Raw genomic sequence first — 19,779 nt, forward strand, 5'->3', positions numbered from 1 at the left:
GGTTCTCGGGCGGGAGGCTGGATAGATGAGATCCACCGTTGCCCCTTCCCTGTCGACGCCAGCACTGACCATGGCGCAGGCGCGGGCCGCGTACTCCCCCACGACCACGCGCTACCTGGCCGCGTGCACGTCAGGGCTCCCCACGATCGCCACCATGCGGGCGCTGCACGACGACGCCGACACCTGGGGCCGCGGCGAGGCCTCCCCCGCGCACTACCAGGTGGAGATCGACCAGTCCCGGGCCCTGTACGCCGGGCTGGTCGGGGTAAACGCCGACCGGGTCGCGATCGGGTCGCAGGCCTCCGTCATGGCCGCCGTGCTGGCCGCCTCCGTGCCGGCCGACCGCGAGGTTGTCTGTGTCGACGGCGATTTCACCTCGATGGTCTTCCCGTTCCTACAGCAGGAGCACCGCGGTATCACGGTGCGCCACGTGCCGGTCCCCGAGCTGGCCACCTCGCTCACCGAGCGCACCTGGCTGGTCGCGTTCTCCCTCGTGCAGTCCGCCACCGGCGAGATCGCGGATGCGCCGGCCATCCGGGCCGCCGCCGCCGCGGTGGGAGCCTTCACCCTGTGTGACACCACGCAGGCCGCCGGCTGGCTCCCCGTGCACGCCGGCGACTTCGATGCCACCATCTGCCACGCCTACAAGTGGCTGGGCGCGCCGCGGGGTACGGCCTTTCTCACCGTGACGCCTGAGCTGGCAGAGAAGCTGCGCCCGGTGCAGGCGGGCTGGTTTGCCGGAGAGAACCCGTGGGCATCCTGCTACGGCCCCACCATGACCCTGGCGACGGATGCCCGACGCTTCGATGTGTCGCCGGCATGGCCGGCCTGGGTGGGCACACGGACGGCACTGGAGTTCTTCGCGCGGCTGGACCCCGCCGTGGTGTACGCACACGACACCGGCCTGGGCAACGCACTCTGCGCCGGGCTCGGTCTCCCGCAACGGGACCAGGCCATCGTCACCTGGGCCGACCCGGCCGGCACCGACCTCACCCGTCTCGCCGCCGCGGGCATTACCGCCTCTGGACGCGCCGGCCGCGCCCGGGTCGCCTTCCATCTCTGGAACACCCCCGACGACGTGGACGCCGTCCTAGCCGCTCTCTCCCGCTCCTAGCCTCGCGAGCTGTGACCTAAGCCCCAGAATCTCGCGTTTTTGGGTGCTTACCTCACGGTTCGCGGATGGGTAGATGCGCGAAAGCGGCCCTGTGGTCACCTCGGGATGGTGAGGTGACCGGAGGACCGCTTTCGCGAGACTGCGTGGCGGCGCGAGAGGCGCGCCGCTACTTCTGCGTGGCTACCGCGTCGATGATCGCCGTGGCGAGCTTCACCGAGGAGGCCGGGTTCTGGCCGGTGTAGAGGTTGCGGTCGATCTCGATGTGCTCACCGAAGGAGGGTCCTTCAACGAAGGCGGCGCCCAGCTCGGTCAGGCGCGCCTGCACGAGCCACTTGGCCTTCGGGGCGAGTCCGCCGAGCGCCTCCTCGGCGTCGGTGAAACCGGTCATGCGGTAGGCCAGGAACGGCCAGGTGCCGTCCGCGGCTTCGGCCGCCAGCATTGCGGCCGGGGCGTGGCAGAGCACACCGAGAATTCGCCCGGAGGTGAGGGCGTCGGTCATGATCTGCCCGCTGGTCGGGTCGGTGGCCAGGTCTTCCATCGGGCCGTGCCCGCCCGGGTAGAACACCACGTCGTAGTCGGCCACGCTGACTTCGTCGAGCGAGACCGGCGTCGTCAGCGTGGGAATCGCCTCAAGGTAGCTATGCAGTTCCGCGGAGCGCTCTTCGCTGCCGGTGGCTCCGGCAGCCAGGCTGCCCTCGTCCACCGTGGGTGCCATGCCCTTCGGCGTGGCAATGGTGATCGACCAGCCGGCCTCACTGAACAGCCGGTGCGGCTCGGCGAGTTCTTCGGCCCAGTATCCGGTGGGGTGCAGGCTGCCGTCGTTGAGGGTCCAGTGGTCAGCGGCGCTGACGACGAAAAGTACGGAGGTCATGGGTTCTCCAGTGTCTGAATCGGTGATGCCTGAATCTGTGTGAGCAACGGGACTACGAGGTCTTCACGACCATCTTGCCGGTGTTCTCTCCGCGCAGCATCCCGAGGAACGCATCCACCGCGTTGTCGAGTCCTTCGACGACGGTCTCATCAAACACGATGTCGCCGGCCGTGAACCACTCGCCCATCTGGGCGGAGAAGGCCGGGAAGTGCTGCAGGTAGTTGCCCACGGTGAAGCCGGTGAGGGTGAGACCGCGGGTGACGATGTTGACCATGTTCTGCACGCCGGTCGGGCCATCCGTGCGGTTCATCTGCGAGATCGCGCCGCACAGGGCGGCCCGACCGCCGTCGTTGAACGCCCCGAGTGCGGCACTGAGGTGGTCGCCGCCCACGTTGTCGAAGTACACGTCGATGCCGTCGGGTGCGGCCTCGGCCAGCTGGGTGGCGAGGTCGCCGGTCTTGTAGTTGAAGGCGGCGTCGAAGCCGTACTTCTCGGTGAGCAGGGTCACCTTCTCGTCGGTGCCGGCGGAGCCGATCACCCGCGCGGCACCCTTGAGGCGAGCGATCTGACCGACCATGCTGCCCACGGCACCGGCGGCGCCGGAGACGAAGACCGTGTCGCCGGCCTTGAACTGCGCGACCTCGAGCAGGCCGACGTAGGCGGTCAGAGCGGTCATGCCGAGCACACCGAGGTAGGCGGAGGCGGGAACACCGGGGATCGCCGGCACCACGCGGAAACCAGCGGCGTCTTCCTGCACCACGTCGCGCCAGCCGTACTGGTGCACGACGAGACTGCCGACCGGCACGGAGTCCGCAGCGGACTCGACCACGCGGCCCACAGCGCCGCCGCCCATGGTCTCCCCCAGCACGAACGGAGGGATGTAGGACCTGACGTCGTTCATGCGTCCGCGCATGTAGGGGTCAACCGAGATGAAGTCGTTGACGACGCGCACCTGGCCGGCGGTCAACTCGGGTAGCTCGACGACCGCCGTGCTGAAGTCCGCCGCGGTCGGCCAGCCGATGGGCCGGGCTGCGAGCTGAATCTGGGTGCTGATGGCTGTCGACATGCGAAATTCCTTACTGATCGTGGTGGTGCCGGGCCGCTCGTGGCGTCCCTCGTTTTCTGCACCGATCGTTTCACTATAGCCACCGACCGCGATATAGTGAAACGAGCGGTACAGAAACCAGACGCGCGTTCGCGTCGGCTTCCCGCTTTCGGAGAGGTAGGGCAGGGAATGGGACGGCTCCAGACGTTCGACAGCACGGCAGTCGTGCAATCCGCCCGCGACGTCTTCTGGGACGTCGGCTTCGACGGCGCCTCGCTGGCCGACCTCGAGTCGGCCACCGGGGTCAACCGCTCCAGCCTGTACCACGCGTTCGGCAGCAAACGCGGTCTGTTCGATGCCGCGGTCACCGACTACCTCGACACCGTCATCCGGCCCCGACTCCGCGGCCTGCTGGCGGATGGCGCGGGCCGAGATGCCCTGATCGCCTACTTCGACGGTCTCAGTCACGCCGTCGCCACCCTGCCGGACGACTCACCGCGCCGGGGATGCCTGCTCGTGAACGCGGCCGCCGGGCTCGCAGCCCACGACGAACCGGCCCGGGCCGTGGTGGATGCCTACCGTGCCGAATTGTCCGCTGCGCTCAGCCATGCCTTCGCCGGTGTGGATGAGGCGGCGGCCCAGGAGCGCGTGCGCACCCTGGCCTCGCTGTCGATGAGCGCGATGTTGCTCGCCCGGGTCAACCGCGACGAGTCTCTGGCCTTGCTCTCCACGGCTGTCCTGCAGGTTCGCGCCTGGTTCCCCACGTCCTAACCGCGGGCAACTGTTGCCCGTGCGGACGATTGCGCCCGGTGTGCCGGGGGCGCAATCGTCCGCATCGGGAACAGTTAGTTACCGGCGGTGCGTGGGTGGCTAGGCGGCGCGACGCACCGGGTTGGTGAGCACGCCCAGGCCGGCGATCTCGATGCTGGCGATGTCGCCGTCGGTCACCGGGGCCGCGGCGCTCGGTGACCCGGTGAGGATCACGTCGCCGGGCAGCAGAGTGAAGGCGTGCGAGACGAACGAGACGATCTCGGCCATCGAGAAGGCCAGTAACGACAGGTCGCCGTCGACGAATTCGGTTTCGCCGACCCGGCCCTGAATGTGCGTGCTCTGCGGGTCGAACTCGGTGTCGATGACCGGGCCGAGCGGGCAGAAGGAGTCGAAGCTCTTCGACCGGGCCGCCTGGCCGGCCTGCTCCTGCAGGTCGGCGGCGGTCACGTCGTTGGCGATCGTGTAGCCGAAGATCGCGCCGGGCGCATCGGCCAGGCTCACGTTCTTGGCGATCCGGCCGATCACGATGGCCAACTCGCCCTCCACCCGCACGTCCGCGGACTGCGCGGGCAGCACGATGGGGTCGTTCGGGCCCACCACCGAGGTATTGGGCTTGAGGAAGAAGCTCAGCTCGGGCGGTGTGCCGGCGTTCTCGGCAGTCTCCTGAGCGGCGGCATCCGGGTAGAAGGCACCGCCGAGGCCGACCACCTTGGAGCGCGGGATGACCGGGGCCAAAAGTGCCACGTCGACCAGCGGCAGGCGCTGCCCGGTGGGGTTGTAGCCGGCGAACATCGGGTCGCCGGTGAGCACGACGAGTTCGTCGTCGTCGACGATGCCGAACGCTATCGTGCCGGCGTGGCTGAACCGGGCGATCTTCACGCGGTCACCTCGGCCTGGGCGGGCTCGTCCAGGCGCAGCAACCAGCCGTGCCGGTCGGGCAGGCGGCCGTACTGGATGTCGGTGAGTTCCTGGCGCAGGGCCATGGTGATCTCGCCGGCGGGAGCGTCGGCGGAGCCGATCTCGAAGCCGGCACCCTTGAGCTGGGCGATCGGTGTGACCACGGCGGCAGTTCCGCAGGCGAACACCTCGGTGATCTCACCGGATGCGACACCGTCGCGCCACTCGTCCACGGTCACGTCGCGCTCGACCACGGTCATGCCGCGGTCGCGGGCGAGCTGCATGATGCTGTCGCGGGTGACACCCTCGAGGATGGTGCCGGTGAGGCGCGGTGTCACGAGGGTGTCGGTGCCGTGCACGAAGAACACGTTCATGCCACCGAGCTCGTCGATGTGCGTTCCGGTCTCGCCGTCGAGAAAGAGCACCTGGGCGCAGCCGTTGTCGTAGGCCTCACGCTGGGGCAGCAGCGAGGCGGCGTAGTTGCCGCCGCACTTGGCCGCACCGGTTCCACCGCGACCCGCGCGGGAGTACTCGGTGGAGAGCCAGATGCTCACCGGGGCGACGCCGTCGGTGAAGTAGGCGCCGGCCGGGCTCGCGATCACGTAGTAGCCCACCTTGTGCGCGGCGCGCACGCCGAGGAAGCTCTCGTTGGCGATCATGAACGGGCGCAGGTACAGGCTGGTCTCCGGGGCATCCGGCACCCATTGGCCGTCCACGGCGATGATCTGCTTGACCGATTCGATGAAGTCGGCCACCGGCAGTTCGGGCAGCGCGAGCCGGCGAGCCGAGCTCTGCAGGCGTTCGGCGTTCTTCTCCGGCCGGAAGGTCCAGATGGAGCCGTCGGCGTGCCGGTACGCCTTCATGCCCTCGAAGATCTCCTGGCCGTAGTGCAGCACCGACGAGGCCGGGTCGAGCAGCAACGGGCCGTACGGGGTGACGCGGGCGTCATGCCAGCCCTCCTCGACGGTCCAGTCGATGGTGACCATGTGGTCGGTGAAGTGCTTGCCGAAGCCCGGGTCGGCGAGGATCGTCTCTCGCTCGGCGTTGGAGCGCGCCGTCTCAGACGGGGTCAGTTCGAATTCGAGGGGGAAGGTGGTGCTCTGCTGGCTCATTGGAGTCCCGTTCGGTTAGGAGAGAGAGTCGGTGAGGCGGGTCACGATGGCATCGCCGACGGCGCTGGTGGATCGTGGTTCCGCGGCGCCGGTGCCGGATGTGGTGCGGGCCGAGATGTCGGCCGTGACGGCGGCGCTCACTCGAGCCGACGCATCCGAGAGCCCGAGGTGATCGAGCAGGAGCGCAACGGAGAGGATCGCTGCCGTGGGATCGGCCAACTGCCGGCCCGCGATGTCTGGTGCCGAACCGTGTACCGGTTCGAACATGCTGGGAAAACGACGGTCCGGATTTATATTTCCGGATGCCGCGAGGCCGATGCCGCCGCTGATTGCCGCTGCCAGGTCAGTGAGAATATCGCCGAAGAGGTTATCCGTGACGATGACGTCAAATCTACTCGGATTTGTGACGAGAAAAATCGTCGCGGCGTCTACGTGCAGGTAATCGACGGCCACATCGGGGTATTCGGCGGCCACCTCGGTCACGATGCGCTGCCACAGGCTGCCGGAGAAGACCAGCACGTTGGTCTTGTGCACGAGGGTGAGGCGCTTGCGGGCGCGGTTCTGGGCGACGTCGAAGGCGTAGCGCACCACCCGTTCCACCCCGTAGGCGGTGTTGACCGACACCTCGTTGGCCACCTCGTGCGGGCTGCCCTGGCGGATGGCGCCGCCGTTACCGACATACGGGCCTTCGGTGCCCTCGCGCACGACCACGAAGTCCACCTCGCCGGGCTCGGCGAGCGGGCTGGGCACACCGGGGTACAGCACGCTCGGGCGCAGGTTCACGTAGTGGTCGAGCGAGAAGCGCAGTTTGAGCAGCAGCCCGCGCTCGATATTGGCGTTCTTGAGCCGGGGGTCGCCGGGTACGCCGCCGACGGCGCCGAGCAGGATCGCGTCGTGCTCGATGATCGCGGCCAGGTCGTCGTCGGTGAGAACGTCACCGGTTTCGAGGAACCGGGTGGCGCCGAGCGAGAAGTGGGTGAGATCGAAGGTCACCGGCTCGGTCTGGGTAGCAGCCTCCAGCACCTTGAGCGCTTCGGTGACGACTTCGGGGCCGATGCCGTCTCCGGCGATGACAGCGAGCTTGACTGAGCGGGACATGCGGCTCCGATTACGGTGAGGCAGCGGTGGGCTGGCGAAATTGACGTAGAGATACCCTGCAAATCAACCCTATCGTTCGCCATCAGGTGTCTATGCTGGGTAACCCTTGACGGTGCGCGTCGCCGGCGTGCACATGCCACTCCCCGAAGAAAGCAGTTCATCATGAGTATCGGATTGGGAATCTTCCTGTTCGTCGTCGGCGCCATCCTGGTGTGGGCCCTGAATATCCAGGTCGACTGGATCGACCTCGACCTGGTCGGCTACATCCTGATGGGCGCCGGAGCGCTCATCTTCGTACTCGGCCTGGTGCTGCTCACCCGTCGCCGCAACAGCATCAGCACCACCCGCAGCGCGGTCGACCCCGTCAGCGGAGAGCGCACCGTGCAACAGGAACGGTCGATCGACGACGTGTAGCTCAACTCAGTACCCCGCGCCTCACCGGCGCCGAACACGAAAAGCCCCGGATTCGCATCCGGGGCTTTTCTCGTTCGGGTGTTAATCCGTGATGTCGATCGCGACCATGACGTCAGCGGTGATGGCCGACCGCAGCGAGTCGAGCAGAGTCGCGGGCACGGGCGAGTCGACGGTCAGAACGCTCAGCGCCTTGCCGCCGGCCTCGTGGCGGGCGATCTGCATGCCGGCGATGTTGATCTCGGCCTCGCCGAATTCGCGGCCGTAGACGGCGACGATTCCGGGGCGGTCGGTGTAGAGCATCACGATGAGGTGCTCGGCGAACGGCACCTCGACGTCGTAGCCGTTGACTTCGACGATCTTCTCGATCTGCTTGGTGCCCACCAGGGTGCCGGAGACCGAGACCTGCGAGCCGTCGGCGAGGGCGCCGCGCAGCGTGATCAGGTTGCGGTACTCGGGCGACTCGGCCTCGGTGATGAGGCGCACGGCAACGCCGCGCTGGTCGGCGAGCAGCGGCGCGTTCACGTAGGAGACGGTTTCGCTGACCACGTTGGTGAAGATGCCCTTGAGGGCGGCGAGCTTCAGCACCGAGACGTCGAACTCGACGATCTCGCCGCGCACCTCGACGTCCACGCTGGTGAGCGGGCTGTGGGCGGCGAGGCCGGAGAAGACCTGGCCGAGCTTCTCCACCAGCGGGATGCCGGGGCGCACGGTCGGGTCGATGATGCCGCCGGCGACGTTCACGGCATCCGGCACGAGCTCGCCGGAGAGCGCGAGGCGTACCGACTTGGCGACCGAGACACCGGCCTTCTCCTGCGCTTCGTCGGTGGACGCGCCCAGGTGCGGGGTGGTGATCAGGTTGTCGAGGCCGAGCAGCGGCGAACCGGTCGGCGGCTCGTTCACGAAGACGTCGAGGCCCGCGCCGGCGATGGTGCCGTCGACGAGTGCGGTGTACAGGTCGGCTTCGTCGATCAGGCCGCCGCGGGCGACGTTGACGACGTAGGCGGTGGGCTTCATCAGCTTCAGCTGCGGGGCGCTGATCATGCCCGTGGTCTCGGGCGTCTTCGGCATGTGGATGGTGACGAAGTCGGACTGCTCGAGCAGTTCGTCCAGGGTCACCGGGTGCACGCCGAGCTGCTGGGCGCGGGCCGAGGTGATGTACGGGTCGAACGCGATGATGTTCACGCCGAACGCCTGCAGGCGCGCGGCCACGAGGGCGCCGATGCGGCCGAGGCCGATGATGCCGACGGTCTTCTCATACAGCTCGATGCCGGTGTACTTGGAGCGCTTCCACTGGCCCTGCGCCAGAGCGCCGTGAGCGGGCGGGATGTGGCGAGCGAGGCTGAGGATGTGGCCGACGGTCAGTTCCGCGGCGGAGATGATGTTGGAGGTGGGCGCGTTGACCACCATGACGCCGGCCGCGGTGGCGGCCTTGATGTCGACGTTGTCGAGCCCGACGCCGGCGCGGGCGATGACCTGCAGGTTCGGGGCGGCGGCGAGGGCTTCGGCGTCGACTTTGGTCGCGGAACGAACGAGGATGGCGTTGGCAGAGGCCAGCGCAGAGAGCAGGGCGGCACGGTCGGTGCCGTCGACGTTGACAACGTCGAAGTCGGGCCCGAGGGCGTCGACGGTGGCGGGCGAGAGTTCTTCGGCGATTAGTACAACGGGCTTCGACACGAAAACAGATCCTTAGAAAGCGTCAGGCGAGGGAAGCTCGCGCCTCGCGCATGGGGCGCCAGATACCACAACACTTTACTGGCTGCAGAATAGAGCGATGAGCCCAGAGACTGTGACCAACGTCCTGACGGTGCTGCGGGTCGTTCTCGCCGCCGTGTTCGTCTTCGCCGGGATCACCCATTTCACGCCGGCCGTGCAGCGCACGATGGCCGCGATGATCCCGCCCGCCCTGCGATTCGGCGGGTTCTGGTCGCCACGCACCCTGGTGATCGTCACCGGGCTCTGCGAGATCGCGGGCGGCATCGGATTGTTGATCGATGTCACCCGTGTTACGTCCGGAGTCGCGTTGGCCGTGTTTCTGGTCGCGGTGTTTCCGGCCAACGCCTATGCGGCCCGGCACAAGGAGCGGTTCGGCGCTGTCGCCATCCCGCTCGTTCCCCGGCTCCTCGGCCAGCTGGTGCTGATTGCCCTGGTGCTCGCGGTGTCGCTGCCGATCTAGACGATCAGGCTGCCGAGCCCGAAGACGAAGATGTCGAGTTGGAGGGCGGAGACCAGCGCCAGGCCGGCCAGCAACAGAAGCGCCTGCGGTCCGGCTTCCCGGCGGCGGCCGAGCCAGAAGGCGAGGCCGAATACCGCGATCGGAACCAGCACGCCGGCCAGGAGAAGTCCCCAGCCGAATCCGCTCAGGGAGGTGTCCAAGGCCGCGGCCGCGTCGTTCAGGCCCAGCAGGTTGCCGAGGCCGTACCAGGCGCTGTAGGCGTAGAACAAGCCGAAGAAGATGGCGATCGTGGCAGCCAGCCAGCCGGGCGTGCGGCGGATGCGGGTGGCGCTCGCGGTTGTCGTGGTGGTGTCGTCAGTGCTCATCAGAGTCCCCCGGATCCAGCGATGAAGGGCAGTGGGGCCAGAAGCACGACTCCCAGGATGAGCCAGGTCCAGCGCAGGCGAGGCTTGCCACGGGTGAGCCAGAACGAGGAAGCGAACCAGATCACCGGGGCGGCGATGGCCAGCCAGGTGCCCAGGGAGAACATGAACTGGGCCAGCGGGTCGGTGAACGGGTTGGTGAGGCGTCCGATCCCGATGAACCAACCGATCGTGTAGAGCAGGTACACCCCGCCGAGAATTCCGAGGCCGACGAGGGCGGGAGAAGACATCGCTGCGGGCTCTTTCGGGGCATCCACATAGCCGCCGGGCGAGCCGGTGACCGTCCAGCCGTCCGGCAGCTCGGTCTCGGTTGCCTCGGCGGTCGGCGCGGCGCCTGGTGCGGGTTCGGGGTCGACGCTGCGGCCGGAGACGAGGGTGGGATCGTCGTCGCCGGCCCAGCCGAGCGCGTCGTTATCCCGAGAAGAAGTCATGTGTCCAGACTATAGAGCCGGTCGGCCGCACCGACGACGAAACGGCTCTGTCTGCGACCCGTAATATCTCAGTCCCTCACCAGCTACTCAGGACCTGCGGATGACCGCGGACACCGCGATCACCCAGCCCAGCACGCCGGCCAGGCAGAGGCGTTCGGCGAGTCCGATCATGCCGGGTGCGACGGTGGCCGCCATTCCCAGCCAGGCGAGGCCGAGGAGGGCGACGCCGGTGAGGATGGCCGCGGCCGGGTAGGCCGCCTGCAGGCGGTCGCTGCCGCGCAGCCAGAGCGTGAGCAGCGCGAAGCCGGCCAGCGCGGTGACGAAACCCACGACGGCGACAGTGAGGTGCGCGGCGCCGAGCGCGGTCGTGGGGGCCAGACCCGGGGCATCCGCGGCCGGGATGTCGGTGGGCAGGAACGCCAGCGCCGCAGAGCAGGCGCCGGCGACCAGCAGCAGCGCCAGGCCTACCCTCTGCAGGCGGCTGCGCGGACCGAACCTCGCGAGGGCGGCAACTGCGCAGACCGTGACCACTCCCCTGGCCAGGAAGTTCAGGTTCATGATCCAGCCGTACGGGCCCACGGCGAGGTTGCTCTCGGCCTCGGAGATCACGCTGTAGTGCGGCGGCAAGAGCTGCAGCAGAATGTCGACCAGCACGTAGAGCACGGCCCCGACCACGGCGACCGTCGCAAGAACCCGGGTGGAGCGGAAGGCCCGACGGCTTGTGGCATACGGTGCTCCGTTGGTCTGGTTGTCCGGGAAGTCACGCTCGCTCACGCGGGAAGCCTACCGGGCCCCCGGGCACCCAGAGACGGCATCCACGCTCGCCGCATAGCGCGTCCCTGGTGAGAGGGCAGTTAAGCGCGCTGGAACTGGCCTCAACTGTCATCTCGCGGCAATCGGCATCTGCCCAGGGCACGCCAAAGGGGCCAGTCGCGATGACTGGCCCCTTCGGTGAAACGGGTTCTGACTAGCGGGCGGCTTCGCCGTCTACGTAGTCGTCGTCGTTCGAGGCGTTCCAGGCGAAGAGCTTGCGCAGCTCGCGGCCGGTGGCCTCGATCGGGTGCTCTTCGCCCTTCTTGCGCAGGGCGAGGAACTCGGGAGCTCCAGCGTCCTGGTCGTTGATGAAGCGCTCGGCGAAGGCACCGTTCTGGATGTCGGCGAGAACGGCCTTCATGTTCTCCTTGACGCTCGGGTCGATCACGCGCGGGCCGGAGACGTAGTCGCCGTACTCAGCGGTGTCGGAGACGCTCCAACGCTGCTTGGCGATGCCGCCCTCCCACATCAGGTCGACGATGAGCTTGAGCTCGTGCAGCACCTCGAAGTAGGCAACCTGCGGCTGGTAGCCGGCTTCAGTAAGAACCTCGAAGCCGTACTGGATCAGCTGCGACGCGCCACCGCAGAGAACGGCCTGCTCACCGAACAGGTCGGTCTCGGTCTCTTCGGTGAAGGTGGTCTTGATGCCGGCGGCGCGCAGGCCACCGATCGCCTTGGCGTAGCTGAGGGTGAGCGGCCAGGCGTTGCCCGAGGCATCCTTCTCGACGGCGACGATGACGGGAACGCCACGGCCGGCCTCGAATTCGCGGCGCACGGTGTGGCCCGGGCCCTTGGGGGCGACCATGACCACGTCGACGCCGGCGGGCGCCTCGATGTAGCCGAAGCGGATGTTGAAGCCGTGGCCGAAGACGAGCGCCTTGCCCTCGGCGAGGTTCGGGAGGATGTCGTCCTTGTAGAGGTGACGCTGCACCTGGTCGGGAGCGAGCACCACGATCACGTCGGCCCAGGCGGATGCCTCGGCGGCGCTCTTGACGGTGAAGCCGACCTCTTCGGCCTTGGCACGCGACTTCGAACCCTCCTTGAGTCCGATGACGACCTCGACGCCGGAGTCGCGCAGGTTCTGCGCGTGGGCGTGGCCCTGCGAGCCGTAGCCGATGACGGCAACCTTCTTGCCCTGGATGATGGACAGGTCGGCGTCTTTGTCGTAGAAGATTTCAGACAATGTGGTGTTCTCCTTGGTTGTTGGACTGTAGTAGTTAGTTTTTGAAGACGCGTTCGGTGATCGACTTGGATCCCCGACCGATCGCGAGCAGGCCCGACTGGGCGATCTCCTTGATGCCGTACGGCTCGACCACGCGCAGGAAGGCCTGGATCTTGCCGGAGTCGCCGGTCACCTCGATGACGACGGCATCCGTGGCCACGTCGACGACGCGGGCGCGGAAGAGGGTGACGGCTTCAAGCACCTGGGAACGGGTGCTGTTGTCGGCCCGCACCTTCACGAGCAGGTGCTCGCGGTGCACGGACTGCGCCGGGTCGAGCTCGACGATCTTGATGACGTTGATCAGCTTGTTCAGCTGCTTGGTCACCTGCTCGAGCGGGGCGTCTTCGACGTCGACGAGGATCGTGATGCGCGACAGGCCCGGAATCTCGCTGTGGCCGACGGCGAGGCTCTCGATGTTGAACCCGCGGCGGGCGAACAGGCCGGCGACCCGGGTCAGGAGGCCCGGTTTGTCCTCGACGAGGAGGCTCAGAACGTGAGTGCTCATGGCTACTCCTCTTCCCAGGTCGGGGCGTGGTCCTTGGCGTACTGCACGAAGCTGTTGCTGACACCCTGCGGCACCATCGGCCAGACCATGGCGTCGCGGCTCACGATGAAGTCGATCACCACCGGGCGGTCGTTGGTGGCCAGAGCCAGCTTGATCGCGTCGTCGACCTGATCGGCGCTGGTGACCCGGATGCCCAGGGCGCCGTACGCATCCGCCATCTTCACGAAGTCGGGCACCATCGCGGTGCCGTGACCGGTGTTGAGGTCGGTGAAGGAGTGCCGTCCGTCATAGAAGAGGGACTGCCACTGCCGCACCATGCCGAGGGACGAGTTGTTGATGATCGCCACCTTGATCGGGATGTTGTTGATCGTGCAGGTGGCGAGCTCCTGGTTGGTCATCTGGAAGCAGCCGTCGCCGTCGATCGACCAGACCACCCGGTCGGGTTCGGCGACCTTGGCACCCATCGCCGCGGGAACCGAGTAGCCCATGGTGCCGGCGCCACCGGAGTTGAGCCAGGAGTTGGGTCGCTCGTACTTGATGAACTGCGCGGCCCACATCTGGTGCTGGCCGACGCCGGCGGCGTAGACGCCTTCGGGGCCGGTGAGCTCGCCGATGCGCTTGATCACGTACTGCGGGGCGAGCAGACCGTCGGCCGGCTCGGAGTAGCCCAGCGGGAACTTCTCGCGCAGGCCGTTCAGGTAGGTCCACCATTCGGTGATGTCCGGCGTGGTCGTGGCGATGGCGTCACGGTAGGCCACGGTGAGGTCGGCGATCACGTCCTTGGCATCGCCCACGATGGGCACGTCGGCGGCCCGGATCTTGCCGATCTCGGCGGGGTCGACGTCCACGTGCACGATGGTGGCGTTCGGGGCGAACTCGCTGGCCTTTCCGGTAACCCGGTCGTCGAACCGGGCGCCGAGGGCGATGATCAGGTCGGCTTCCTGCAGCGCCAGCACCGCGGCGACAGTTCCGTGCATGCCGGGCATGCCCAGGTGCTGCTTGTGCGAGTCGGGGAACGCACCGCGGGCCATCAGGGTGGTGACGATGGGGGTGCCGGTGAGTTCGGCCAGCTCGAGCAGCTCGGGTGAGGCCTTGGCGCGGATGACGCCGCCGCCCACGTAGAAGACAGGCTTCGAGGCGCCGGCCAGCAGCGCTGCCGCGGCCTGCACCTGCTTGCCGTGCGCCTTGGTGATCGGCCGGTAACCGGGCAGGTCGAGCTTGGGCGGCCAGATGAACGGCGCGCTCATCTGCTGGGCGTCCTTGGTGATGTCCACCAGCACCGGGCCGGGGCGGCCGGTGTTGCAGATCAGGAACGCCGACGCGATGGCCGCGGGGATGTCTTCCGGCCGCTTCACCAGGAAGGAGTGCTTGGTGATCGGCATGGTGATGCCGACGATGTCGGCCTCCTGGAAGGCATCCGTGCCCATCAGGGTACTGAACACCTGGCCGGTGATTGCCAGGAGCGGCACCGAGTCCATGTAGGCGTCGGCGATCGCGGTGACCAGGTTGGTCGCGCCGGGGCCGGAGGTGGCGATGGCCACCCCGACCCGGTTGCTCGAGGACGCGTAGCCCTCGGCGGCGTGACCGGCGCCCTGTTCGTGGCGAACGAGGATGTGGCGGATGTCGTCCTGGTTCATCAGCTCGTCATAGAGCGGGATGACCGCGCCACCGGGCAGCCCGAAGACGTCGGTGACGCCGAGGAGCTTGAGGGTGCGCAGGATCGCGCCGGAGCCGGTGAGGATCTCTGGCGTGCCCGCGGCGCTCTCGCCCGCTGAAGCGGACGGGGCGCCGGGAAGGGGTGCTGACGGCGTTGGAATGGACGGAGATGGCACGGGCAGATGTTCCGTGGTCATGAGAGGCAGATCCCTAAGTCGGTGACGGATGGTGTCGGTTAGCCCGTGGTAGCACCAAGGGCCGCGGACTGCACGAGCTTGGAGTACTTGGCGAGAACGCCGCGGGTGTAACGGGGAGGAAGTGGAGCCCAGCCTTCTCGGCGGGCGGCCAGCTCGGCTGGGTCGACCAGTAGGTCAAGCGTGCGAGCTGCGATATCGACCCGTATCAGATCACCATCGCGCACGAAGGCGATGGGACCTGCGTCCACCGCTTCGGGTGCTATATGGCCGATACACAGTCCGGTTGTGCCGCCTGAGAATCGACCATCAGTCAATAGTAGTACATCGGCGCCGAGCCCAGCGCCCTTGATGGCCGCGGTGATCGAGAGCATCTCGCGCATGCCGGGCCCGCCCTTGGGGCCCTCATAGCGGATGACGACGACGTCGCCCTTGAGGATCTCCCCGGCGGTGAGGGCGTCCATGGCGGCGCGTTCGCGTTCGAAGACCCGGGCGGGCCCCTCGAAGATGTCGCTGTCGAAGCCGGCGGTCTTGACGACGGCGCCCTCGGGGGCGATGGAGCCCTTGAGGATGGTGATACCGCCGGAGGCGTGGATCGGGTTGTCCAGGGTGCGGAGCACCGTGCCGTCCAGGTCGGGCGGGTCGATCTCGGCGAGGTTCTCGGCCACGGTCTTACCGGTCACGGTGAGGCAGTCGCCGTGCAGGAGGCCGGCTTCGAGCAGGGCGCGCATCACGACGGGAACGCCGCCGTGCCGGTCGACGTCGTTCATGACGAACTTGCCGAACGGCTTGAGGTCGCCGATGTGCGGAACCTTGTCGCCGATCCGGTTGAAGTCGTCGAGGGTGAGCTCGACCTCGGCCTCCTGGGCGATGGCCAGCAGGTGCAGCACCACGTTGGTGGAGCCGCCGAAGGCCATGGCCACGGCGATGGCGTTCTCGAACGCCTTCTTGGTGAGGATGTCCCGGGTGGTGATCCCCAGGCGCAACAGGTTGACGACGGCCTCGCCGGAGCGGTGGGCGTAGTAGTCCCGGCGGCGGTCGGCGGAGGCGGGCGAGGCGGAGCCGGGCAGGCTCATGCCGAGGGCCTCGGCCACGCTGGCCATGGTGTTGGCGGTGTACATACCGCCGCAGGCACCTTCGCCGGGGGCGAAGGCGCACTCGATGCGCTTGGCATCTTCGACGCTCATGCGGCCGGCCTTGACGGCGCCGACGGCTTCGAACGAGTCGATGATGGTGATGTCTTTTTCGGTGCCGTCGGAGAGCTTCACCCAGCCGGGAGCGATCGACCCGGCGTAGAGGAAGACACTGGCCAGGTCGAGGCGCGCTGCGGCCATGAGCATCCCGGGCAGGGACTTGTCGCAACCGGCCAGCAGCACGGAGCCGTCGAGGCGCTCGGCCTGCATGACGACCTCGACGGAGTCGGCGATGACCTCACGGGAGACCAGGGAGAAGTGCATGCCCTCGTGGCCCATGGAGATGCCGTCGGAGACCGAGATGGTGCCGAACTGCAGCGGGTAGCCGCCGCCGGAGTGCACGCCTTCCTTCGACGCCTGCGCGAGGCGGTCGAGAGAGAGGTTGCACGGGGTGATCTCATTCCACGAACTGGCAATGCCGATCTGGGGTTTGTCCCAATCGGCGTCGCCCATTCCGACCGCGCGGAGCATGCCGCGGGAAGTGGTGGCTTCGATGCCATCCGTGACGTCGCGACTACGGGGTTTCATATCGAACTCAGGCATGCACCGAGTCTAGAACGTCGCGCATGCTGCTTTCGGCATCATGCGCGACGCACGAGCTACTCCGCGGCGGCCTGCTGGGCCGCACCACGGAAATCGGCCAGGAGGGCGAGCACCTGGGTGACTTCCTTGGGGCTGCGCACCCGGTACCCGGCCAGCGTGGCGCCCGGCCCGATCTTGAGGCCGAGGTCACCCTCGCCCAGCACCGTGAAGGCGTCTTCGTCGGTGACATCGTCGCCGGCGTAGAGCACCCGGTCGGCGCCGGTGTGCACGCGGAGACGCTCAAGGGCGTCGCCCTTGGTGCTGGAGCGCACCGAGAACTCGAGCACGTTCTTGCCCTCGCGCACGGTGAGCGACGGCAGCAGTTCGGCCAGCTCGTCGCGGGCCTGACGCTGCACGGCCTGGCCGTCCTGCGCACTGGCCAGACGGGTGTGCACGGCCAGCCCGGCCGGCTTCTGCTCGATCCAGGTGCCGAACACCGGGCCGGCGATGCGCTCGAGCACCCGGGTGAGGGTGTCGAGCTGCTCGAGTTCGGCCGGCACCAGGCCCAGCTCGATGCCGTTCTCGTCGAGCTGCACCTCGATGCCGTGCGAGCCGGTGAGCAGCACCTGGGTCTGCGGTTCGGCCACGTGCTTGAGGCTCACCAGGGCCCGGCCGGAGACGAAGGCAACCCGCACGCCGGGCAGATCCAGCAGGCGCTGCACCACGTCGTGGGTTCCGTCCACGGCGCGGGCGTCTTCGGGCTCGTCCACGTGCGGCGCCAGGGTGCCGTCGAAGTCGAGGGCCACCAGGATGGTCTCGGCCTGGCTCAGGTCGCGGAGGGCGTTGACCAGGTTCTCCGGCACTCCGCTGGGCACGGCCGCTCCCCCGGTGAGGGTCTGCAGGAATGACGCGCTCCAGGCGGCCACGTCGTTGTCGAAGACCTTGCGGCGGAGGGCCCGCATCCGCCGGGTGCGTTCGCGCTTGGGCATGGTGATCGACTTCACGATCGCGGCCTTCATGCCGTCGATGTCGTGCGGGTTGATCAGAACGGCCTGCTTGAGCTCGTCGGCGGCGCCGGCGAATTCGCTGAGCACCAGCACGCCGTCGCCGTCGTGGCGCACGGCCACGTATTCCTTGGCCACCAGGTTCATGCCGTCGCGGAGCGCCGTGACGAGCATCACGTCGGCGGCCAGGTACAGCGCCACCATCTCCTCACGCGGGTAGCCGTGGTGGTGATAGCTGATCGCGGTGTGGCTGATGGTGGAGTAGTCGCCGTTGACCCGGCCGACGGCGAGCTCGATCTCGTCGCGCAGCTGCATGTAGGTGGCGACCCGTTCCCGGGACGGACTGGCGACCTGCACCAGGGTGACGTCTTCCACGTTCAGCTGGCCGTCTTCGAGCAGTTCACCGAAGGCCTTGATGCGATGGCCGATGCCCTTGGTGTAGTCGAGCCGGTCGACGCCGAGCATGATCGTCTTGGGGTTGCCGAGGTCTTCGCGGATCTGGCGGGCGCGTGCCTGGATCTCCGGTCGCTTGGCCATTTCTTCGTAGGCGGCGGCGTCGATCGAGATCGGGAAGTGCTTGGCGATGACCCGGCGGTGCTGGCCGTTCTGGCTGGGCACGTCGACGGCCACGCCGCGGGTGGAGTAGCCGAACAGGCGACGAACGGCGCGGGAGAAGTTGCCGGCATCGGCCAGGCGCTGGAACCCGATCAGGTCGGCGCCGAGCAGGCCGTCGAGGATCTGCTTGCGCCAGGGCAGCTGGGCGAAGATGCCGTACGGCGGGAACGGGATGTGGTTGAAGAACCCGATCACGAGGTCGGGGCGGGCGTCGCGCAGCATCCGCGGCACCAGCTGCAGCTGGTAGTCGTGCACCCACACCGTGGCGCCGGGTGCGGCAGCCGCGGCGGCAGCCTTGGCGAAGCGGCGGTTGACCCGCACGTACGACTCCCACCATTCGCGGTGGTAGCTGGGCGAGGCGATCACGTCGTGGTACAGCGGCCAGAGGGTGTCGTTGGAGAAACCCTCGTAGTAGAGCTCGAGGTCTTCGGTGCTCAGGCGCACCGGCACGATGGAGATGCCGTCGTTCTCGAACGGTTCGAACTCGCGGTCGGCCACACCGGGCCAGCCCACCCAGGCGCCGTCGGAGGCGCGCATCAGGGGCTCGAGCGCCGTGACCAGTCCGCCGGGCGAGGTGCGCCAGCTCTCGGTGCCGTCTTCGGCGAGCTCGTAGTCGACAGGCAGCCGGTTGGAAACCACGACCAGATCGAAGTGCCCGGGCGCGACGGTGTCCGGGCCCGGCTCCAGGCGGGGCTCTGCCGGCGGGTTCTGCTCGGCGGCGTTCGTCTGATCGGTGTTCTGATCGGCGGTATCGGGCGCGGTTTCGATGACTCGTCCATTCCGGTGGCCGCACTTGTGGCGCACCTGGCTGCACCTCGAGGTTACCAGCGAAGACTATGCTGACGCCGTGATTCGCATCGGCATGAGCACAACGTGCGCCTATCCACTGCCCCTGGCCGACTCCTTCCGGCTCGCCGCCGAGGCCGGGTACGACGGGATCGAGGTCATGGTCACGCGGGACGAAGCCACCCAGGATGCCGCCGCCCTGCTCGCCCTGTCGGAGCAGTACCGGCTGCCGATCCTGTCGATCCACGCCCCGGTGCTGCTGCTCACCCATTTCGTCTGGGGCCGCGACCCCCGGGTGAAGCTCGAGCGCACCGTGGCCCTGGCGACGGCGGTGAACGCGTCGACGGTGGTCGTGCATCCGCCGTTTCGCTGGCAGGCCGGGTATGCGGAGTCGTTCCTGGACATCGTGCGGGAGCTGAGCGGGCAGTCCGGGATGGAGATCGCGGTGGAGAACATGTTCCCCTGGAAGATCGGCGGGCGGAGCATGAAGGCCTACTCCCCCGGCTGGGACACCACCCGGATGGATTGCGACGCCGTCACCCTGGACTTCTCACACTGCGCGCTCAGCGGACACGACAGCCTCGCCATGGCGACCAGCCTGGGCGAGAGGCTGCGGCATGTGCACCTCTGCGACGGGTCGGGTTCGCTCGACGAGGGCAAGGTCTTCGATGAACATCTGGTGCCGGGCCGTGGCGGCGAGCCCGTCGCCGAGGTTCTGCGGGCGCTGGCGGCGCGGGACTGGACCGGCGCGGTGGTGGCGGAGATCAACACCCGCGCCGCCCGCACCGAAGGCGAGCGCCTGGCCCTGCTGGCCGAGACGCTCGCCTTCGCGCGCGAGCACACCACCACATCACCCCGCGAGCTGTGACCTAAGCCCCAGAATCCTCAGGATTTTGGGGCTTAGGTCACAGCTCGCGGAAG

General features: G+C 67.9%; 19 protein-coding genes. 5 read left to right on the top strand and 14 right to left on the bottom strand.

The window, feature by feature from the left end:
* The first annotated feature begins 25 nt into the window (after window positions 1-25).
* On the top strand, window positions 26-1,114 hold the full coding sequence (locus tag CTB96_RS15240; protein WP_219993267.1) for an aminotransferase class V-fold PLP-dependent enzyme: 1,089 nt from the start codon (window positions 26-28) through the stop codon (window positions 1,112-1,114).
* A 166-nt stretch (window positions 1,115-1,280) separates the two neighbouring features.
* On the opposite strand, the gene CTB96_RS15245 is transcribed toward CTB96_RS15240, so the two are convergent.
* Window positions 1,281-1,985 (bottom strand): type 1 glutamine amidotransferase domain-containing protein, encoded by a 705-nt coding sequence (locus CTB96_RS15245; RefSeq protein ID WP_110127680.1) that lies wholly within the window; start codon window positions 1,983-1,985, stop codon window positions 1,281-1,283.
* Between the two features lie 52 nt (window positions 1,986-2,037).
* Complete coding sequence (locus CTB96_RS15250; protein ID WP_110127681.1) at window positions 2,038-3,051, bottom strand: NADP-dependent oxidoreductase; 1,014 nt, start codon at window positions 3,049-3,051, stop codon at window positions 2,038-2,040.
* Window positions 3,052-3,219: 168 nt separating this feature from the next.
* Here CTB96_RS15250 and CTB96_RS15255 point away from each other — a divergent pair, with 168 nt between their 5' ends.
* A complete protein-coding gene (locus CTB96_RS15255; RefSeq protein WP_110127682.1) occupies window positions 3,220-3,801 on the top strand; it encodes a TetR/AcrR family transcriptional regulator in 582 nt (193 codons plus the stop codon).
* Window positions 3,802-3,900: 99 nt separating this feature from the next.
* Here the strand turns inward: CTB96_RS15255 and CTB96_RS15260 are convergent, their stop codons facing one another.
* From CTB96_RS15260 to CTB96_RS15270, 3 genes are read right to left on the bottom strand one after another with little or no spacing between them, the layout of a single operon-like run.
* Complete coding sequence (locus tag CTB96_RS15260; protein WP_110127683.1) at window positions 3,901-4,680, bottom strand: fumarylacetoacetate hydrolase family protein; 780 nt, start codon at window positions 4,678-4,680, stop codon at window positions 3,901-3,903.
* Window positions 4,677-5,810: a branched-chain amino acid aminotransferase gene (locus CTB96_RS15265; RefSeq protein ID WP_110127684.1), complete on the bottom strand. Its 1,134-nt coding sequence runs from the start codon at window positions 5,808-5,810 to the stop codon at window positions 4,677-4,679. The genes CTB96_RS15260 and CTB96_RS15265 overlap by 4 nt, the downstream gene beginning before the upstream one ends.
* Window positions 5,811-5,825: 15 nt before the next feature.
* Complete coding sequence (locus tag CTB96_RS15270) at window positions 5,826-6,908, bottom strand: 3-isopropylmalate dehydrogenase (RefSeq protein WP_110127685.1); 1,083 nt, start codon at window positions 6,906-6,908, stop codon at window positions 5,826-5,828.
* Between the two features lie 162 nt (window positions 6,909-7,070).
* Between CTB96_RS15270 and CTB96_RS15275 the strand changes: the two genes are divergently transcribed.
* The gene (locus CTB96_RS15275; protein WP_110127686.1) at window positions 7,071-7,322 is read left to right on the top strand and encodes a DUF6458 family protein; all 252 of its coding nucleotides are present in this window, start codon (window positions 7,071-7,073) and stop codon (window positions 7,320-7,322) included.
* An 81-nt stretch (window positions 7,323-7,403) separates the two neighbouring features.
* Here CTB96_RS15275 and serA read toward each other — a convergent pair whose 3' ends face one another.
* The gene (gene serA / locus CTB96_RS15280; RefSeq protein WP_110127687.1) at window positions 7,404-8,996 is read right to left on the bottom strand and encodes a phosphoglycerate dehydrogenase; all 1,593 of its coding nucleotides are present in this window, start codon (window positions 8,994-8,996) and stop codon (window positions 7,404-7,406) included.
* A 97-nt stretch (window positions 8,997-9,093) separates the two neighbouring features.
* On the opposite strand from serA, the gene CTB96_RS15285 reads away from it, so the two are divergent.
* The gene (locus CTB96_RS15285) at window positions 9,094-9,495 is read left to right on the top strand and encodes a DoxX family protein (RefSeq protein ID WP_110127688.1); all 402 of its coding nucleotides are present in this window, start codon (window positions 9,094-9,096) and stop codon (window positions 9,493-9,495) included.
* On the opposite strand, the gene CTB96_RS15290 is transcribed toward CTB96_RS15285, so the two are convergent.
* From CTB96_RS15290 to CTB96_RS15325, 8 genes are all read right to left on the bottom strand, one after another.
* On the bottom strand, window positions 9,492-9,860 hold the full coding sequence (locus CTB96_RS15290; protein ID WP_110127689.1) for a hypothetical protein: 369 nt from the start codon (window positions 9,858-9,860) through the stop codon (window positions 9,492-9,494). The genes CTB96_RS15285 and CTB96_RS15290 overlap by 4 nt on opposite strands.
* Window positions 9,860-10,348 carry a DNA polymerase III subunit gamma/tau gene (locus CTB96_RS15295; protein ID WP_110127690.1) on the bottom strand — a complete coding sequence of 163 codons (489 nt, stop codon included), beginning with the start codon at window positions 10,346-10,348 and terminating at the stop codon, window positions 9,860-9,862. The genes CTB96_RS15290 and CTB96_RS15295 overlap by 1 nt, the downstream gene beginning before the upstream one ends.
* Window positions 10,349-10,435: 87 nt before the next feature.
* Window positions 10,436-11,122, bottom strand: a complete 687-nt coding sequence (locus CTB96_RS15300) for a DUF998 domain-containing protein (RefSeq protein ID WP_110127691.1) — start codon at window positions 11,120-11,122, stop codon at window positions 10,436-10,438.
* A 193-nt stretch (window positions 11,123-11,315) separates the two neighbouring features.
* Window positions 11,316-12,344 carry a ketol-acid reductoisomerase gene (gene ilvC / locus CTB96_RS15305; RefSeq protein WP_066596434.1) on the bottom strand — a complete coding sequence of 343 codons (1,029 nt, stop codon included), beginning with the start codon at window positions 12,342-12,344 and terminating at the stop codon, window positions 11,316-11,318.
* A 34-nt stretch (window positions 12,345-12,378) separates the two neighbouring features.
* The gene (gene ilvN, locus CTB96_RS15310) at window positions 12,379-12,888 is read right to left on the bottom strand and encodes an acetolactate synthase small subunit (RefSeq protein ID WP_110127692.1); all 510 of its coding nucleotides are present in this window, start codon (window positions 12,886-12,888) and stop codon (window positions 12,379-12,381) included.
* A 2-nt stretch (window positions 12,889-12,890) separates the two neighbouring features.
* On the bottom strand, window positions 12,891-14,741 hold the full coding sequence (locus CTB96_RS15315; protein ID WP_110127693.1) for an acetolactate synthase large subunit: 1,851 nt from the start codon (window positions 14,739-14,741) through the stop codon (window positions 12,891-12,893).
* 38 nt (window positions 14,742-14,779) lie between these two features.
* Complete coding sequence (gene ilvD, locus CTB96_RS15320) at window positions 14,780-16,474, bottom strand: dihydroxy-acid dehydratase (protein ID WP_110127694.1); 1,695 nt, start codon at window positions 16,472-16,474, stop codon at window positions 14,780-14,782.
* A 56-nt stretch (window positions 16,475-16,530) separates the two neighbouring features.
* On the bottom strand, window positions 16,531-18,759 hold the full coding sequence (locus tag CTB96_RS15325; protein ID WP_110128517.1) for a bifunctional alpha,alpha-trehalose-phosphate synthase (UDP-forming)/trehalose-phosphatase: 2,229 nt from the start codon (window positions 18,757-18,759) through the stop codon (window positions 16,531-16,533).
* Window positions 18,760-18,919: 160 nt separating this feature from the next.
* On the opposite strand from CTB96_RS15325, the gene CTB96_RS15330 reads away from it, so the two are divergent.
* Window positions 18,920-19,726 carry a sugar phosphate isomerase/epimerase family protein gene (locus CTB96_RS15330; protein ID WP_110127695.1) on the top strand — a complete coding sequence of 269 codons (807 nt, stop codon included), beginning with the start codon at window positions 18,920-18,922 and terminating at the stop codon, window positions 19,724-19,726.
* Window positions 19,727-19,779: the final 53 nt, after the last annotated feature.

Source organism: Cryobacterium arcticum, assembly GCF_003185895.1.
GTDB lineage: Bacteria > Actinomycetota > Actinomycetes > Actinomycetales > Microbacteriaceae > Cryobacterium > Cryobacterium arcticum.